The following is a 14771-nucleotide window of genomic DNA, read 5'->3' as shown; positions in this document are numbered from 1 at the left end:
TCACACAGGAGAGAAAGCACCATGGCGAAGCCGCCTGTGCGCAAGCCTAAGAAGAAGGTCTGCGCTTTCTGCAAGGACAAGGTCCAGTACGTGGACTACAAGGACACGAACATGCTGCGGAAGTTCATTTCCGACCGCGGCAAGATCCGTGCCCGCCGCGTGACCGGCAACTGCACGCAGCACCAGCGTGACGTCGCCACGGCCGTCAAGAACAGCCGTGAGATGGCGCTGCTGCCGTACACCGCCCAGGCGCGATAAGGGAAGGGTGACCGACACATGAAGATCATCCTCACTCACGAGGTCTCCGGCCTCGGCGCTGCTGGCGACGTCGTCGACGTCAAGGACGGCTACGCTCGCAACTACCTGATCCCGCGGAACTTCGCGATCCGTTGGACCAAGGGTGGCGAGAAGGACGTCGAGCAGATCCGTCGTGCTCGCAAGATCCACGAGATCCAGACCATCGAGCAGGCCAACAGCGTCAAGGCCCAGCTCGAAGGCGTGAAGGTCCGTCTGGCCGTTCGCTCCGGCGACGCCGGCCGTCTCTTCGGTTCCGTGACCCCGGCCGACGTCGCCACGGCGATCGCCGCGGCCGGTGGCCCGAAGGTCGACAAGCGTCGTGTCGAGCTCGGCTCGCCCATCAAGACCCTGGGCGCCCACGAGACGACCGTGCGTCTGCACCCCGAGGTGGCCGCCAAGGTCAGCATCGAGGTTGTCGCGGCCTGACCGCCGCGCTCGGCTCGAGTAGCTGAGAAAGGGGCCGTACCCGCTGGGTACGGCCCCTTTTCATGTCCCCGGAGTGGGCGACGTTTCACGTGAAACCAGGCGACGTTTCACGTGAAACAGCGGGCGCGGGTTCGTCGTGGGATTCGCGCGCCCGGGTTATCGGGTCGCTCCCGTCACGATCCATCTGCCCGAGCGGGTGCGCAGCCACAGCGTCAGCAGGCGGATCGTCATCATCAGCGTCATGGCTCCCCATACGGCCGTGAGGCCGCCGCCCAGCGTGGGGACCAGGAGGGCGATCGGAGCGAAGACCACGAGGGTCACCAGCATCGCTCCGGCCAGGTAGGGGCCGTCCCCCGCTCCCATCAGGACGCCGTCCAGGACGAAGACGATGCCGCTGACCGGCTGGGAGAGGGCGACAAGGATCAGGGCCGGAAGCGCGGCGTCCTTCACCGTGGCGTCGCTGGTGAACAGGGGGAGGAACAGGGGGCGCGCGAGGATCACGACGATGCCGAGGGCCACCCCCACGGCGATCCCCCACTCCACCATGCGTCGGCAGGCGTGCCGGGCTCCCTCCGCGTCACCGGCCCCCAGATAGCGGCCGATGATGGCCTGCCCCGCGATCGCGATGCCGTCGAGCGCGAAGGCGAGCAGGCTCCACAGGGACAGCACGATCTGGTGGGCGGCGATGTCCGCGTCCCCGAGCCGCGCGGCGACCGCGGTCGCGATCATCAGCATTGCCCGCAGGGAGAGCGTACGGACCAGCAGCGGAGCCCCGGCTTGCGCGGAGGTCCTGATCCCGGCGGCGTCCGGCCGGAGGGAGACGCCGTAGCGCCGGGCGCCCCGTACGACGACCACGAGATAGGCGCCGGCCATCCCCCACTGGGCGATGACGGTGCCCCAGGCGGAACCCGCGATGCCCAGGTCGGCGCCGTAGACGAGTCCGGCGTTGAGGCCCGCGTTGGCGACGAAGCCCGCGACGGCGACGTACAGCGGGGTCCGGGTGTCCTGGAGGCCGCGCAGGACACCGGTCGCGGCGAGGACGATCAGCATGGCCGGTATGCCGAGGGCAGAGATCCGCAGATAGGTGGTCGCGTACGGTGCGGCCGTCGCCGAGGCGCCGAAGAGGTCGACCAGGGCACGCGCGGAGGGGAGGACGGCGATGATCACGCCGGCGCCGAGCAGCAGGGCGAGCCAGATGCCGTCCACGCCCTGGCGGATCGCGGCGGAGAGGTCACCGGCGCCCGCCCGGCGCGCGACGGCGGCGGTGGTGGCGTAGGCGAGGAAGACGAAGATGCTGACGGCGGTCGTCAGCAGGGCGGAGGCGACACCGAGCCCGGCGAGCTGTGCCGTGCCGAGGTGGCCCACGATCGCGCTGTCGGCGAGGACGAAGAGGGGCTCGGCGACGAGTGCGCCGAAGGCCGGGACGGCCAGCGCGACGATCTCTCGGTCGTGCCGGCGTCTGGTGGCCTTGGTGGTCGTGGGGGCCGATGTCATGAACACCAATCTAATCGTCCACAGGTAAGTGTTGCAATACGGCTTGAGTCCTTACTGATCGTCTCGCTCCGTGTCCTTTCGTGCGCTGTTCGAGGTCATCTTGGGCCGACTGGGGAAGTTTTTCTTCTGCACAGACGGTGGATGGGGAAACCGCAGGTCAGAGGGGTTCGTCAGAAAAAGTCGAGGGCTTGTTCACAGCACTGTCCACCGGCTCGTGCACAGGTTTCGGGGAGTTGTCCACAGCATCGGGGCCGTCGTCCACATGGCCTGTGGATAACCAGATTGGCTGACGGTGCCCAGGGGCCTAACGTGGTCCGGCGCCCGCTCTGTCCGGTGGTCTGGGAAACCCCCACAAAACCGACGCGCCACAACCGGAGCAGGGCCTCTCATTTTGTCAGTGCCGTGCCGTAGAAATGAAAGGCACTGCGAGGTCCGCTCGGCGGACGGGAGGAGGTCGCTCGGTGAGCATTTCCGAGCCCTTGGACGACCCGTGGGCGGACAGCGGCCCCAGCGATCGTCTCCCCTCGACGCGCCGCCGGGGCGAGGGCGGCGGAGGCGACCGGCGCCGGGGACGTGACGACCAGCACGAGCGGGGCCGGGAGGACGGCGAGTGGGACGGCGCGGCGGCCTTCGAGCGCGTCCCGCCGCAGGACCTCGACGCCGAGCAGTCCGTCCTCGGCGGCATGCTCCTCTCCAAGGACGCCATCGCCGACGTCGTCGAGATCCTCAAGGGCCACGACTTCTACAAGCCGGCCCACGAGACGATCTTCACGGCGATCCTCGACATCTACGCCAAGGGCGAGCCCGCCGACCCCATCACGATCGCCGCCGAGCTGACCAAGCGCGGCGAGATCAACAAGGTGGGCGGGGCGTCGTATCTGCACACCCTCGTCCAGACCGTGCCGACCGCGGCGAACGCCGAGTACTACGCGGAGATCGTGCACGAGCGGGCGGTGCTGCGCCGGCTGGTCGAGGCGGGCACCCGGATCACCCAGATGGGATACGCGGGCGACGACGACGTCGACGAGATCGTCAACCGCGCCCAGGCGGAGATCTACGCCGTCACCGAACAGCGCACGAGCGAGGACTACCTCCCGCTCGGCGACATCATGGAGGGCGCGCTCGACGAGATCGAGGCGATCGGGTCGCGCAGCGGGGAGATGACCGGTGTGCCGACCGGCTTCACCGACCTCGACTCCCTCACCAACGGACTGCACCCCGGTCAGATGATCGTCATCGCGGCCCGCCCCGCCATGGGCAAGTCGACGCTCGCGCTGGACTTCGCGCGCGCGGCGTCGATCAAGAACAACCTGGCCAGCGTCATCTTCTCCCTCGAAATGGGCCGCAACGAGATCGCGATGCGCCTGCTGTCCGCCGAGGCGAGGGTCGCCCTGCACCACATGCGCTCCGGCACGATGACCGACGAGGACTGGACGCGGCTCGCGCGCCGGATGCCCGAGGTCTCCGCGGCGCCCCTCTACATCGACGACTCGCCGAACCTCTCGATGATGGAGATCCGCGCGAAGTGCCGGCGCCTGAAGCAGCGCAACGACATCAAGCTCGTCATCATCGACTACCTCCAGCTCATGCAGTCCGGCGGAAAGGGGCGCTCCGAGAGCCGTCAGCAGGAGGTCTCGGACATGTCCCGTAACCTCAAGCTCCTCGCCAAGGAACTCGAAGTCCCGGTCATCGCGCTCTCGCAGCTCAACCGAGGTCCCGAACAGCGCACCGACAAGAAGCCGATGGTCTCCGACCTCCGTGAGTCCGGCTCCATCGAGCAGGACGCCGACATGGTCATCCTGCTGCACCGCGAGGACGCCTACGAGAAGGAGTCCCCCCGCGCCGGCGAGGCCGACATCATCGTCGGCAAGCACCGAAACGGCCCGACGGCCACGATCACGGTCGCCTTCCAGGGTCACTATTCTCGTTTCGTCGACATGGCACAGACCTGATGCACTGGGGTCCATGACGACACCTCAGGAAGAGCTGCTGCCCGCCACCCGGCGCGCGCTGCTCCACCGCATCGCCCTCGCCCAGTCCGAAGGCCGGGCCCCGTCGCTCGTCGCCGCCGTCGTGCGGGGCGGGCAGGTGGTGTGGGAGGGGGCCCGGACATCGGTCGACGGGCACGGTCCCGACGGGAACGTGCAGTACCGGATCGGGTCGATCACCAAGACGTTCACCGCCGTGCTCGTGATGCGGCTGCGGGACGAAGGGCTGCTCGACCTCGGGGACCCGCTGGAGAAGCATCTGCCCGGCACCGGTGCGGGGGAGGTGACCGTCGCCGAACTCCTCGCGCACACGGGCGGGCTGGCGGCGGAGTCGCCGGCGCCCTGGTGGGAACGGACGCCCGGGACGCTGCGGCCCGAACTCGCCGACGTGCTGGGGGAGCGTCCGTCGCTCCACCCGAGCGGGCGCCGGTTCCACTACTCCAACCCCGGCTACACCCTGCTCGGCGCGCTGGTCGAGGAGTTGCGGGGCGTCCCGTGGGAGGAGGCGCTCCGGCGTGAGGTGCTCGAACCCCTGGGCCTCGACCGGACGGGCGCCCACCCCGATATGCCGTACGCGGGCGGCTGGGCGGTGCATCCCTGGGCCGACGCGCTGCTCCCGGAGCCCGTGGAGGACCTCGGCCGGATGGCCCCGGCGGGGCAGCTCTGGTCGACGACCCGGGATCTGGCGAGGTTCGCCGTGTTCCTGGCGAACGGCGACGACCGGGTGCTGAGCGCCGGGACGGTCCGGGAGATGCGCGCCCCGGCGGCCCCGGCCGAGACCGCCGACCTCGCCGCGGGGGCGTCGTACGGGCTCGGGCTCCAGGTCCAGCACCACGACGGACGGCTCCTCGTGGGCCACTCCGGCTCGCTTCCCGGCTATGTCGCCAGCCTCATGATCGGCCTGGAGGACGACGTCGCGGCCGTCGTCCTCGCCAACTGCACCTCAGGGCTCCTGACGGGCTCTCTGGGCGCCGATCTCGTCCGGATCGTCGCGGAGGCCGAACCCCGCATTCCCGAGCCCTGGAGGCCGCTCAAGGACGTCGATCCGGCCGTCCTGGAGCTGGTCGGCCAGTGGTACTGGGGAACGCACGGCTTCGCCCTGCGCTGGACCGCCGACGGCCTGCTGTCCCTGGCGCCCCTGGCCCGCGCCGGCCGCCGGTCCCGCTTCGAGCCGAACGGAGACGGCACCTGGACCGGTCTGGAGGGCTACTACGCCGGTGAACTCCTGACCCCCGTACGCCGCCCTGACGGCACGTTGAGCCACCTGGACGTCGGCTCGTTCGTGTTCACGCGCCAGCCGTACGACGACGAGGCCGCCGTGCCCGGCGGGGTCGACCCGGAGGGGTGGCGGGGTATCGGCTGATGCGTGACGTGTGAGGGGGTGGGGGTGTGTTTCACGTGAAACACACCCCCACCCCCTCACAGCGCCAGTTTGAACCCCACATGCGAGGCCACGAACCCCAGCCGCTCGTAGAAGCGGTGCGCGTCGACCCGTGTGACGTCCGAGGTCAGCTGCACCAACTGGCAGCCCTGCCGCCGGGACTCCTCGACCGCCCACTCGACGAACCGCGTCCCCAGACCGCTGCCGCGTTCGTCGGCGCGGACGCGTACGGCCTCGATGATCGACCGCGTGCTGCCCTTGCGGGAGAGCCCGGGGACGATCGTGAGCTGAAGGGTCCCGACGACCTGTCCCTCGCGGACGGCGACCATCAGGTGCTGGTTGGGGTCGCGGTCGAGCCGCTCGAAGGCGGCCAGGTACGGCGTGAGGTCGTCCTGCGACTCCCGCTGGGCGCCCAGCGGGTCGTCCGCGAGGAGGGCGACGATCGCGGGAAGGTCGTCGGCGCCGGCGTCCCGGATGGTCGGACCGGCTGTTTCAAGATCTCCCATGGCCGGAAGCCTACGTGCGCGCCCTATGCGGCGGCGGGCGCCTTCAGGGTCTCCACGACCCGCACGAGCGAGGCCAGTTCCGGGTCCTTCGCCGCCTCGTCGAGCGCCTCGCGCAGTGCCCGGTCGTTGGTCGGCCGCGCCTCCTCCAGAAGCTCCAGCCCCGCGTCGGTGACGTTCGTGTAGATGCCGCGGCGGTCGGTGGGGCAGAGGTAGCGCTCCAGGAGGCCGCGGTCTTCGAGCCGGGTCACCAGACGGGTGGTCGCGCTCTGGCTGAGGACGACCGCGTCGGCGACCTGCTTCATCTGGAGATGGCCGCCCTCCCCGTCGTGCTGCCGGCTGAGCACGTCCAGCAGGGAGTACTCGCGGACGCTCAGCTCGTGTCCCGTCTGGAGGGCGCGCTCGATGTGGCCCTCGATCCTGCCGTGCAGCAGGGAGAGGGCGCACCAGCCCTGGGCGAGGGCGGTCAGTGCGGGGTCCGTCGCGGCCATGTTCTCTCCTCCGTCCCGGGCGGTGGCTCCCAGGATAGGGCAGCATCGCAATAGTGCGCGCTTGCAGATATAGCGCGTCTGCAAGTATTGTCTGTGGAGGTAAACCGCTCACGCAATCAATGGCTCACGCAGCCGACAGGGAAGGTGTCACCTCCATGCCTCTCGCGCTTCTGGCTCTCGCGATCGGGGCCTTCGGCATCGGCACGACCGAGTTCGTGATCATGGGCCTGCTGCCCGAGGTCGCCGCCGACTACGGGGTCTCCATCCCCACCGCGGGCTACCTCGTGACCGGCTACGCCCTCGGCGTGATGATCGGCGCCCCGCTGATGACCGCCCTCGGCACCAGGATCTCCCGCAAGCGGATGCTGATGCTGCTGATGGGACTGTTCATCGTGGGCAACGTGCTCTCCGCCGTCGCCCCCGTCTTCTCCGTGATGCTCGTCGGCCGCGTGGTCGCCTCGCTCGCCCACGGCGCCTTCTTCGGCATCGGCGCGGTCGTCGCGGCCGACCTGGTCGCCCCGGACAAGAAGGCCGGCGCCATCGCGATGATGTTCACCGGCCTGACCGTCGCCAACGTCGTCGGCGTCCCGCTCGGCACGCTCGTCGGCCAGCACGTCAGCTGGCGCGCCACCTTCGCGCTCGTCGCCGCCCTGGGCGTCATCGGGCTGGCCGGCGTCGCCCGGCTCGTCCCCGACCTGCCCAAGCCCGAGGGGGTCCGCCTCCGGCACGAACTCGCCGTCTTCCGCAACACCCAGGTGCTGCTCGCCATGGCGATGACCGTCCTCGGCTTCGGCGGCGTCTTCGCGGCCATCACCTACATCGCGCCGATGACGACCCACGTCACCGGTTTCGCCGACGGCTCCGTCACCTGGCTGCTCGTCCTCTTCGGCCTCGGCATGGTCGCCGGCAACCTCGTCGGCGGCCGGTACGCCGACCGCGCCCTCATGCCGATGCTGTACGTCTCCCTGGGCGCCCTGGCGGTCGTCCTGGCCCTCTTCACCCTCACCGCCCACCACAAGGCGCTCACGGCCGTCACCGTCGTCCTGATCGGCGCCCTGGGCTTCGCGACCGTGCCGCCGCTCCAGAAGCGCGTCCTCGACCAGGCCCACGGCGCCCCGACGCTCGCCTCGGCCGTGAACATCGGCGCCTTCAACCTCGGCAACGCCCTCGCGGCCTGGCTCGGCGGCCTCGTCATCGACGCGGGCCACGGCTACACCTCCCCGAACTGGGTCGGCGCCGCCCTCGCCGGGTCCGCTCTCCTGCTCGCGCTCCTCTCGGCCGCCCTGGAGCGCCGTGACGGCACCCCGAGCGCCGTGGTCGCGGGGTCGGCGACGGACCAGGCGCCGCAGCGCCCCGCCGTCCACCACTGACCCCTGCGGCATCGCCGCACCACCGGTGCCGGTCCCCTCGGAGAACAGGGGACCGGCACCGTCGTCTCACCTCACCCCGCGGCCACCGTCAGCGGAGCGAACCGCCGGGTCCAGTCGCCCGGGAGTTCCGCGATCCCGTACGTCATCACGGAGTTGAAGGCGACCGACGCCAGGCCCTGTTCCTTCAGCCAGGCCAGCAGTTCCTCGTGCCGTACGTCGATGTCTGTGCGCAGCGGGCGGTCGGTGCGGGCGGCGAGGGAGGCGACGAGGGCCTTCGCGGTCTCCGTGTCGTGGGCGACCAGCGGGCCGACGACATGAGTGCGCGTGTTCGGCCAGACGGCCGTGTAGCCGGTGATCCGGCCGTCGGCCACGGCGACCCTCAACCGGTCGGCGAAGGCGGGCAGTCGGGTGATCATGTGGGTCCGGTCGGCGCCGAACACCTCCTCGTCGAGCCGCAGGATCTCCGCGAGGTCCTCGGCCGTCGCCGCCCTGGTGGCCACCGAGGGCAGGGGACCGGCCGGGGTGAAGTCGCCGACCAGCATCTCGGCCCGGCCGGTCACCTTGAAGCCCAACTCCTCGTACAGCGGGCGGCCGTTCGGTGTCGCGTGCAGGGTCAGAGGAGTCGTGCCCGACGCTGAGACCACGTGCCGCATCAACCGGCGCCCGATGCCCTGCCGGGCGTACCGCTCGGCGACCAGCACCATGCCGATCGCCGCCAGATCGGGGCGCTCCTGAGGGCCGTACTCGGTGACGACGCACGCGGCCAGCAGTCCGCCGTCGGGGGCGTCGATGCCGTACCCCTTTCCGGCGGCGAGGAGGAGGCCCCACTTGTGTTCCTCGCGTGGCCACCCCCGATCCTCGGACAAGTCCGCGCACGCGGAAAGGTCACGGCGCGTCAGACGCCGGATGGGAAGAGCGGTGGGGGAAGGAGTCGACACGCAGGTCAGGCTGTCCGACCGGCGGGTCCGCCGTCCACCTGTTTCCCGGGAGGCATACGCGGTTTTGGCCATGCCATGGGAACGTGCCAAGCGACTAGGAGGGACACTTGTTGTTTCACGTGAAACCGGCAATGGAAGCGGGCGTTTCACGTGAAACATCGGTGGCCGAAGGGCCGCAGGACGGCGGAATCGCGATGCAGACGGCGGGAGGGATCTGGAGGATGTCTACGAATTGGCCTGCCGCGCCCGGTAGTTGAGCGATACGGCGAATCGCCCCCCGGTAAGACCCCGGTGAGGGGAAGTCGGGGGTTGTGTGGTCCACTGCGGCCGGTATGGTCGACTCCGATTGGGGCGACGAAGCTTAGAGGGACGGAGAGATCGAGGACCCGCATTCGCGGTGATACGGCCAGAGCATCCGGGTGGGGGTGGGATGCTGCCTTATGGGCGAAGCGGCCGGGGAACCCGACCGATGGGCAAGACCGTTTGTGGGGGAGCAGGCACTTCCCGAGGTAGGGAGTGCGGACCGACCGAAAGATGTTCGAGGCGAGGCACACCATGGATGCTCCGGCCACCACGTCGGCCGACAACGGCACGTCCGGCGGCGGGGACGGTTGGTTCAAGCCGCGCAAGCAGCCGTCGTCGGCCCCCGGTACCGAGCCGCAAGGCGCCGAACCACAGGGCACCGAAGGCAGGCGGCTGGCCGGCCTGCGTCCCGTGGGCCGCGGCACGACAGCGCACGCCGAGGCCGCCCCCCAGCAGCACGCCGGCCAGGCCGCTGCCGAGGCCCGAATAGGCGCGCCGCAGACCCCGGCACCCTCCGAACCCACGGCAACGACCGTGCTCCCCAAGCTCATACCGTCGCCCGCGACGGCGGTACCGCCCCTGGTCTCCCCCGTACCGTCCCGCTCGTACTCCGACGCTCCGCACACCGCGTCCGAGCCCCTCCAGGTACCGGCCCAGCGCACGGCCCCGAGCGGCCCCCCGCCCGCCGAGGAACCCCGCCCGGCCTTCACGGAGGCCCCGCAGCCGACCTCGCAGCCGTACCCGCACCCTGATGCCGCCCCCTTCCAGGCATCCGTCCCGGAGACCCTGGAGAACCTCCCGTCCGACGCCGAGGCGCTTCAGGTGCCCGCCCAGGACGCCTCGCGGCCCGAGGCCGGGTACCTCCAGGACGTCCCGCAGAACCCCCTCCAGCCCGAAGCCGCCGGTTCGTTCGTCCCGGACGCCTTCCGGCCCGCGGCCGACTTCCCCCGGCCGTCCACCGCGGACCCGCTCGCGACGGAGCCCTCGGGGACGTACGAAGACGAAGCACCCCGGTCCGCGCCTGAGCCGCCCCCGTCCGCTTCCGAGCCGTTCCGGGCGTTCGGCTCCGACAGCCTGCCCGCCGCCGAACCGCAGCTCGTCGCCGAGGGCTCCCCGGACGCCGTGCTGATCCGCCGGACCATGGCCGCCATCGGCGAGGTGTCCGACAAGGTCACCTCGTACTTCTACGCGTTGCTCTTCGTCCGCCACCCGGACCTGCGCCCGCTCTTCCCGCCCGCCATGGACGCCCAGCGCGACCGGCTGCTGAAGGCGCTGCTGACGGCCGCCGAGCACGTCGACAACACGCCGGTGCTCGTCGAATACCTCCAGAACCTCGGCCGGGGGCACCGCAAGTACGGCACCCGGCCCGAGCACTATCCGGCGGTCGGCGAGTGCCTCATCGAGGCCCTCGCCAAGTACGCCGAGTCCGTGTGGGAGCCGGAGACGGAGGCCGCCTGGGTGCGGACGTACACGACGATCTCCCAGGTGATGATCGACGCGGCGGCCGTCGACGAACTGCGCGCCCCGGCCTGGTGGCAGGCGGAGGTCGTCTCCCACGAGCTGAGGACGCAGGACATCGCGGTCCTCACCGTCCGGCCCAACCAGCCGTACCCGTTCCTCGCCGGGCAGTACGCGAGCCTGGAGACGCCGTGGTGGCCGCGGATCTGGCGGCACTACTCCTTCGCCTCGGCACCCCGCTCCGACGGACTGCTCTCGTTCCACGTGAAGGCGGTCCCGGCGGGGTGGGTCTCCAACGCGCTCGTGCACCGCGCCCAGCCCGGCGATGTGGTCCGGCTGGGCCCGCCGGCCGGATCGATGACGGTCGACCACACCCGCGACACCGGACTGCTCTGCCTCGGCGGCGGCACCGGCATCGCGCCCATCAAGGCCCTGGTCGAGGACGTCGCCGAACACGGCACCCGGCGCCGTATGGAGGTCTTCTACGGCGCCCGCACCGACCACGACCTCTACGACATCGACACGATGCTCCGGCTCAAGCAGTCCCACTCCTGGCTGGAGGTCCGCCCGGTCGTCGACAAACACGGCCTGCTCCAACTCCCGGACGCGATCCGCACGTTCGGCCCCTGGGACGAGTACGACGCGTATCTCTCCGGCCCGGTCGGCATGATCCGCAGCGGTGTGGACGCCCTGCGCGGCGTGGGCATCCCGAAGGAGCGGATACGGCACGACTCGGTGGCCGAACTGGTCGCCGTCGGCTAGGGACTGTCAGCCCAGGTCGGGTGCGTGCATCGCGCGGACGCCCTCGATGTTGCCGTCCAGGTAGTGCCGCAGCGACAGCGGGACGAGGTGCACGGAGGCGATCCCGACCCGGGTGAACGGGACCCGGACGATCTCGTACTCCCCGATGGGCTCGTCGACCTCGGGGCCGTGCCGCAGGGCGGGGTCCATGGAGGCGAGGTGGCAGACGAAGAAGTGCTGCACCTTCACCCCGGTGGCGCCGCCGTCCGCGCCGATGTGCTCGACGGTGTCGACGAAGCAGGGGACCACATCGGTGATCTTCGCGCCGAGTTCCTCGTACACCTCGCGGTGCAGGGCCTCCACGACGGTCTCGTCGTAGGGTTCGACGCCCCCTCCGGGGGTGAGCCAGTAGGGGTCCATGCCGGGCTTGGTGCGCTTGATCAAGACCAGGTCGTCGCCGTCCAGCAGGACGGCGCGGGCGGTGCGTTTGACCACGGGTCGGACGGTCATGGGAGGAATGTGGCCCGCTTGGTTCCACGTGAAACATCCCTCGTGGTTTCACGTGAAACATCGGTACGGGACATTTGCCGCAGACCTCACCCCTCGCCGACCGTAGACCTCACCCCTCGCCAACCGCGGACTTCACCGCCACTCCACCGCCGCCCGCAGCAGCCTTTCGTACGCCCGCACTATGTGCGGCATCGCCAGCGTCCCCGTGCGCACGACCAGGAAGTACGTCCGCAGCGGCGGCACCGGCGGATCGTGCAGGGCGACGACCTCCCCGCGCTCCAGGGCGCCCGCGCAGAGATAGCGGGGCAGTACCGCGAGCCCGGCGCCCGCGACCGCGCAGGCCAGGACCGCCCGCAGATCGGGGACGATCACCGTGCCGGCGGCGGCCGGGAGGGAGTCGAAGACGGAGGCCCAGTAGCGGGCGACGAGGGGCAGCGACTCGTGGACCTCGACGACGGGGAGGTTCTCCAGCGCGGAGGCGCCGACGAGGTGCGGCTCCCCGGCGTCGACGCGCGCGGCCCAGCGCGGGGCGGCGACCAGGACGTGCTCCTCGTCGCACAGCGGGGTCGCGGTCAGCAGCGTGCCGCGCGGGCGGGCCGTACTGATCGCGAGGTCGTGGTGCCCGGCCGCGAGCCCCTCCAGGACCTCCTCGGCGGTACCGAAGGAGGCGCGCAGAGCGAGGCCCTGGCCGTCCTCGCCGGTGAGTTCGGTGAGCGCGGGCAGGGCCTGTTCGGCGGTGAACTCGGGCGGCCCGGCGAGGTGCAGGGTGCGCAGCGAGGAGTCCTCGTCGAGGCCGGTCTCGGCGATCTCCACCAGCGCGTCGAGGTGCGGGGCGGCCTTGTGGGCGAGTTCGTCGCCGATCGTCGTCGGGGTGACGCCCCGGGCCTGGCGCAGGAACAGCGGGCGGCCCACCTGCCGCTCCAGCGTCCGGATCTGCGAGGTGACGGCGGGCTGGGAGAGGCCGAGGAGCGCGGCGGCACGGGTGAAGGAACCGGCCCGGTGCACCGTCACGAAGGTGCGCAGCAAAGCCAGATCCACGGCCGGCCCCCTCCCGCCCAACCATAAGTACGCCGATAGGTCTCTGCCGCTACTGTGATTGGACACTGACACAGAGTCAACTAGCCTTGTTCGCGCGGTTATTCGCGCGAAAGCTGGGGGGCGGCGCGGAACCGAGGACGGTCCGAACCACGAGGGGGGAGGCTCGGACCGTCCGCCGAACACCGTGACTCAGCCCGCCGACTCCTCCAGGGCCCGCAGCACGTCCGCCACCAGGTCCTCGGTGTCCTCGGCGCCGACCGAGAGCCGGACGAAGCCCTCCGGGACGGCGTCGCCGCCCCAGCGCCCGCGCCGCTCGGCCGAGGAGCGCACCCCGCCGAAGCTCGTCGCGTCGTCCACGATCCGCAGCGCCTCCAGGAAGCGCTCCGCCCGCTCGCGGGAGTCCAGCGTGAACGACACGACGCACCCGAAGCGGCGCATCTGCCGTGAGGCGACCTCGTGCGAGGGGTCGTCCGGCAGCCCCGGATACCGCAGCGCGACCACCTCCGGACGCCCCTTCAGCGCCTCGGCGACGGCCAGCGCGGTCGCGCTCTGCCGCTCCACCCGCAGCGCGAGCGTCGCGAGCGACCGGTGCCCCAGCCACGCCTCCATCGGCCCCGGGATCGCCCCGACGATCTTGCGCCAGCGGCGTACGGCCGTCAGGGCCTCCCCCGCGCGGCCCGTGACGTACCCGAGGAGCACGTCACCGTGCCCGTTGAGCTGCTTCGTGCCGCTCGCCACCGAGAAGTCCGCGCCGAGCTCCAAGGGGCGCTGTCCGAGCGGCGTGGCGAGCGTGTTGTCGACGGCGACCAGGGCGCCCCGCGCGTGCGCCTCGGCGGCCAGCCGCCGGATGTCGCACACGTCCAGCTCCGGGTTCGACGGCGTCTCGATCCACAGCAGCCTCGCCCCGTCCAGCACCTCCAGCTGCGCGTCCCCGCCGGTCGGCGCGGTGCGCACCTCGATGCCGTACGCCTCCAGCTGGGCGCGGACCAGGGGCAGCGCCTGATAGCCGTCGTCGGGGAGGACGACGGCGTCCCCGGAGCGCAGCTGGGAGAAGAGGACGGCCGAGATCGCCGCCATCCCGGAGGCGAACGCGAGGGTCTCGACGCCGTCCTCGCCGGGCGCCTCCAGCTCGGCCACGGCACGCTCCAGGAGCGTCCAGGTGGGGTTGTCGTCGCGGCCGTAGGTGTACGGGCCCGTCGGCTCGCCGGGGAGGTGGTAGTGGGCGGCGAACACCGGACCGGGCAGCGACGGCTCGTACTTGACGGGCTCGGGCAGCCCGGCACGCACCGCGCGCGTGCCGTCTCCTATCGCCCCGGGGGCTCCTGCGTCGCTCATGTCGTCCGTCCTTCCAGGTCCTGCCGTACGGCGGCGAGCAGACCGTCGCTCGCCGCCTCCACCATCTCAAGGCATTCCTCGAAGCCCTCCAGGCCCCCGTAGTACGGGTCGGGGACGTCCAGGTCGTCCGGGTCCGCCGCGGGGTCGTAGGAGCGCAGGAGACGTACCTTGCGGGCGTCCTCGGGGGTCGGGGCGAGCCGGCGCAGGGCCTTGAGATGGCCGGAGTCGAGGGCGATCACGAGATCGAGATCCGCGAACCGGGAGCGGACGAAACGGCGGGCTGTGTGGTCGCCGTCGTACCCGTGCTCCCGGAGGACGGCGACCGTGCGCGGGTCGGCGCCCTCGCCCTCGTGCCAGTCGTCCGTACCGGCGCTGTCGACGTCGACGAGGTGGCCGAGTCCGGCGTCCTCCACGCGCGCGTGGAACACCGATTCGGCCATCGGCGAGCGGCAGATGTTGCCGGTGCAGACGAAACAGACGCGATAGGCCATCGGGGAG

General features: G+C 71.0%; 14 protein-coding genes. 6 read left to right on the top strand and 8 right to left on the bottom strand.

Annotation, left to right across the window (positions count from 1 at the left end):
- The first annotated feature begins 21 nt into the window (after window positions 1-21).
- Together rpsR and rplI are read left to right on the top strand one after the other, a co-directional pair.
- On the top strand, window positions 22-258 hold the full coding sequence (rpsR, locus tag ABZX85_RS39095) for a 30S ribosomal protein S18 (protein ID WP_010354088.1): 237 nt from the start codon (window positions 22-24) through the stop codon (window positions 256-258).
- Window positions 259-276: 18 nt separating this feature from the next.
- Window positions 277-723 (top strand): 50S ribosomal protein L9, encoded by a 447-nt coding sequence (rplI, locus tag ABZX85_RS39090; protein ID WP_355880091.1) that lies wholly within the window; start codon window positions 277-279, stop codon window positions 721-723.
- A 156-nt stretch (window positions 724-879) separates the two neighbouring features.
- Here rplI and ABZX85_RS39085 read toward each other — a convergent pair whose 3' ends face one another.
- A complete protein-coding gene (locus tag ABZX85_RS39085) occupies window positions 880-2217 on the bottom strand; it encodes an MATE family efflux transporter (protein ID WP_355880088.1) in 1338 nt (445 codons plus the stop codon).
- Window positions 2218-2678: 461 nt separating this feature from the next.
- Between ABZX85_RS39085 and dnaB the strand changes: the two genes are divergently transcribed.
- Both dnaB and ABZX85_RS39075 read left to right on the top strand, forming a co-directional pair.
- The gene (gene dnaB, locus ABZX85_RS39080) at window positions 2679-4169 is read left to right on the top strand and encodes a replicative DNA helicase (RefSeq protein WP_355880086.1); all 1491 of its coding nucleotides are present in this window, start codon (window positions 2679-2681) and stop codon (window positions 4167-4169) included.
- Window positions 4170-4182: 13 nt separating this feature from the next.
- Window positions 4183-5568 (top strand): serine hydrolase domain-containing protein, encoded by a 1386-nt coding sequence (locus ABZX85_RS39075; protein ID WP_355880083.1) that lies wholly within the window; start codon window positions 4183-4185, stop codon window positions 5566-5568.
- A gap of 56 nt (window positions 5569-5624) precedes the next feature.
- Here ABZX85_RS39075 and ABZX85_RS39070 read toward each other — a convergent pair whose 3' ends face one another.
- Together ABZX85_RS39070 and ABZX85_RS39065 are read right to left on the bottom strand one after the other, a co-directional pair.
- The gene (locus ABZX85_RS39070; RefSeq protein ID WP_355880081.1) at window positions 5625-6092 is read right to left on the bottom strand and encodes a GNAT family N-acetyltransferase; all 468 of its coding nucleotides are present in this window, start codon (window positions 6090-6092) and stop codon (window positions 5625-5627) included.
- 23 nt (window positions 6093-6115) lie between these two features.
- The gene (locus tag ABZX85_RS39065) at window positions 6116-6580 is read right to left on the bottom strand and encodes a MarR family transcriptional regulator (protein ID WP_355880078.1); all 465 of its coding nucleotides are present in this window, start codon (window positions 6578-6580) and stop codon (window positions 6116-6118) included.
- A gap of 155 nt (window positions 6581-6735) precedes the next feature.
- Here ABZX85_RS39065 and ABZX85_RS39060 point away from each other — a divergent pair, with 155 nt between their 5' ends.
- Window positions 6736-7950, top strand: a complete 1215-nt coding sequence (locus ABZX85_RS39060) for an MFS transporter (protein ID WP_355880075.1) — start codon at window positions 6736-6738, stop codon at window positions 7948-7950.
- Between the two features lie 71 nt (window positions 7951-8021).
- Here the strand turns inward: ABZX85_RS39060 and ABZX85_RS39055 are convergent, their stop codons facing one another.
- Complete coding sequence (locus ABZX85_RS39055) at window positions 8022-8888, bottom strand: GNAT family N-acetyltransferase (protein ID WP_355880072.1); 867 nt, start codon at window positions 8886-8888, stop codon at window positions 8022-8024.
- 555 nt (window positions 8889-9443) lie between these two features.
- Between ABZX85_RS39055 and ABZX85_RS39050 the strand changes: the two genes are divergently transcribed.
- The gene (locus ABZX85_RS39050; protein WP_355880182.1) at window positions 9444-11411 is read left to right on the top strand and encodes a globin domain-containing protein; all 1968 of its coding nucleotides are present in this window, start codon (window positions 9444-9446) and stop codon (window positions 11409-11411) included.
- 6 nt (window positions 11412-11417) lie between these two features.
- On the opposite strand, the gene ABZX85_RS39045 is transcribed toward ABZX85_RS39050, so the two are convergent.
- From ABZX85_RS39045 to ABZX85_RS39030, 4 genes are all read right to left on the bottom strand, one after another.
- The gene (locus ABZX85_RS39045; protein ID WP_355880070.1) at window positions 11418-11900 is read right to left on the bottom strand and encodes an NUDIX hydrolase; all 483 of its coding nucleotides are present in this window, start codon (window positions 11898-11900) and stop codon (window positions 11418-11420) included.
- Window positions 11901-12032: 132 nt separating this feature from the next.
- A complete protein-coding gene (locus ABZX85_RS39040) occupies window positions 12033-12938 on the bottom strand; it encodes a LysR family transcriptional regulator (protein ID WP_355880067.1) in 906 nt (301 codons plus the stop codon).
- A 189-nt stretch (window positions 12939-13127) separates the two neighbouring features.
- Window positions 13128-14273: a cystathionine gamma-lyase gene (locus tag ABZX85_RS39035; RefSeq protein WP_355880064.1), complete on the bottom strand. Its 1146-nt coding sequence runs from the start codon at window positions 14271-14273 to the stop codon at window positions 13128-13130.
- Complete coding sequence (locus ABZX85_RS39030) at window positions 14270-14764, bottom strand: low molecular weight protein-tyrosine-phosphatase (RefSeq protein ID WP_355880062.1); 495 nt, start codon at window positions 14762-14764, stop codon at window positions 14270-14272. The genes ABZX85_RS39035 and ABZX85_RS39030 overlap by 4 nt, the downstream gene beginning before the upstream one ends.
- Window positions 14765-14771 lie beyond the last annotated feature (7 nt).

The sequence above is a fragment of the Streptomyces sp. NPDC004539 genome, from assembly GCF_040610055.1.
GTDB lineage: Bacteria > Actinomycetota > Actinomycetes > Streptomycetales > Streptomycetaceae > Streptomyces.
Note: the sequence above shows the minus strand (reverse complement) of the source record. Positions and strands in the feature narration are given on the sequence as shown.

Coding starts and splice junctions, on each gene's coding strand:
- ABZX85_RS39060 (WP_355880075.1), top strand. CDS start 6,736: ATGCCTCTCGCGCTTCTGGCTCTCGCGATCGGGGCCTTCGGCATCGGC.
- ABZX85_RS39065 (WP_355880078.1), bottom strand. CDS start 6,580: ATGGCCGCGACGGACCCCGCACTGACCGCCCTCGCCCAGGGCTGGTGC.
- rpsR (WP_010354088.1), top strand. CDS start 22: ATGGCGAAGCCGCCTGTGCGCAAGCCTAAGAAGAAGGTCTGCGCTTTC.
- ABZX85_RS39035 (WP_355880064.1), bottom strand. CDS start 14,273: ATGAGCGACGCAGGAGCCCCCGGGGCGATAGGAGACGGCACGCGCGCG.
- ABZX85_RS39075 (WP_355880083.1), top strand. CDS start 4,183: ATGACGACACCTCAGGAAGAGCTGCTGCCCGCCACCCGGCGCGCGCTG.
- rplI (WP_355880091.1), top strand. CDS start 277: ATGAAGATCATCCTCACTCACGAGGTCTCCGGCCTCGGCGCTGCTGGC.
- ABZX85_RS39085 (WP_355880088.1), bottom strand. CDS start 2,217: ATGACATCGGCCCCCACGACCACCAAGGCCACCAGACGCCGGCACGAC.
- ABZX85_RS39045 (WP_355880070.1), bottom strand. CDS start 11,900: ATGACCGTCCGACCCGTGGTCAAACGCACCGCCCGCGCCGTCCTGCTG.
- ABZX85_RS39070 (WP_355880081.1), bottom strand. CDS start 6,092: ATGGGAGATCTTGAAACAGCCGGTCCGACCATCCGGGACGCCGGCGCC.
- ABZX85_RS39050 (WP_355880182.1), top strand. CDS start 9,444: ATGGATGCTCCGGCCACCACGTCGGCCGACAACGGCACGTCCGGCGGC.
- ABZX85_RS39030 (WP_355880062.1), bottom strand. CDS start 14,764: ATGGCCTATCGCGTCTGTTTCGTCTGCACCGGCAACATCTGCCGCTCG.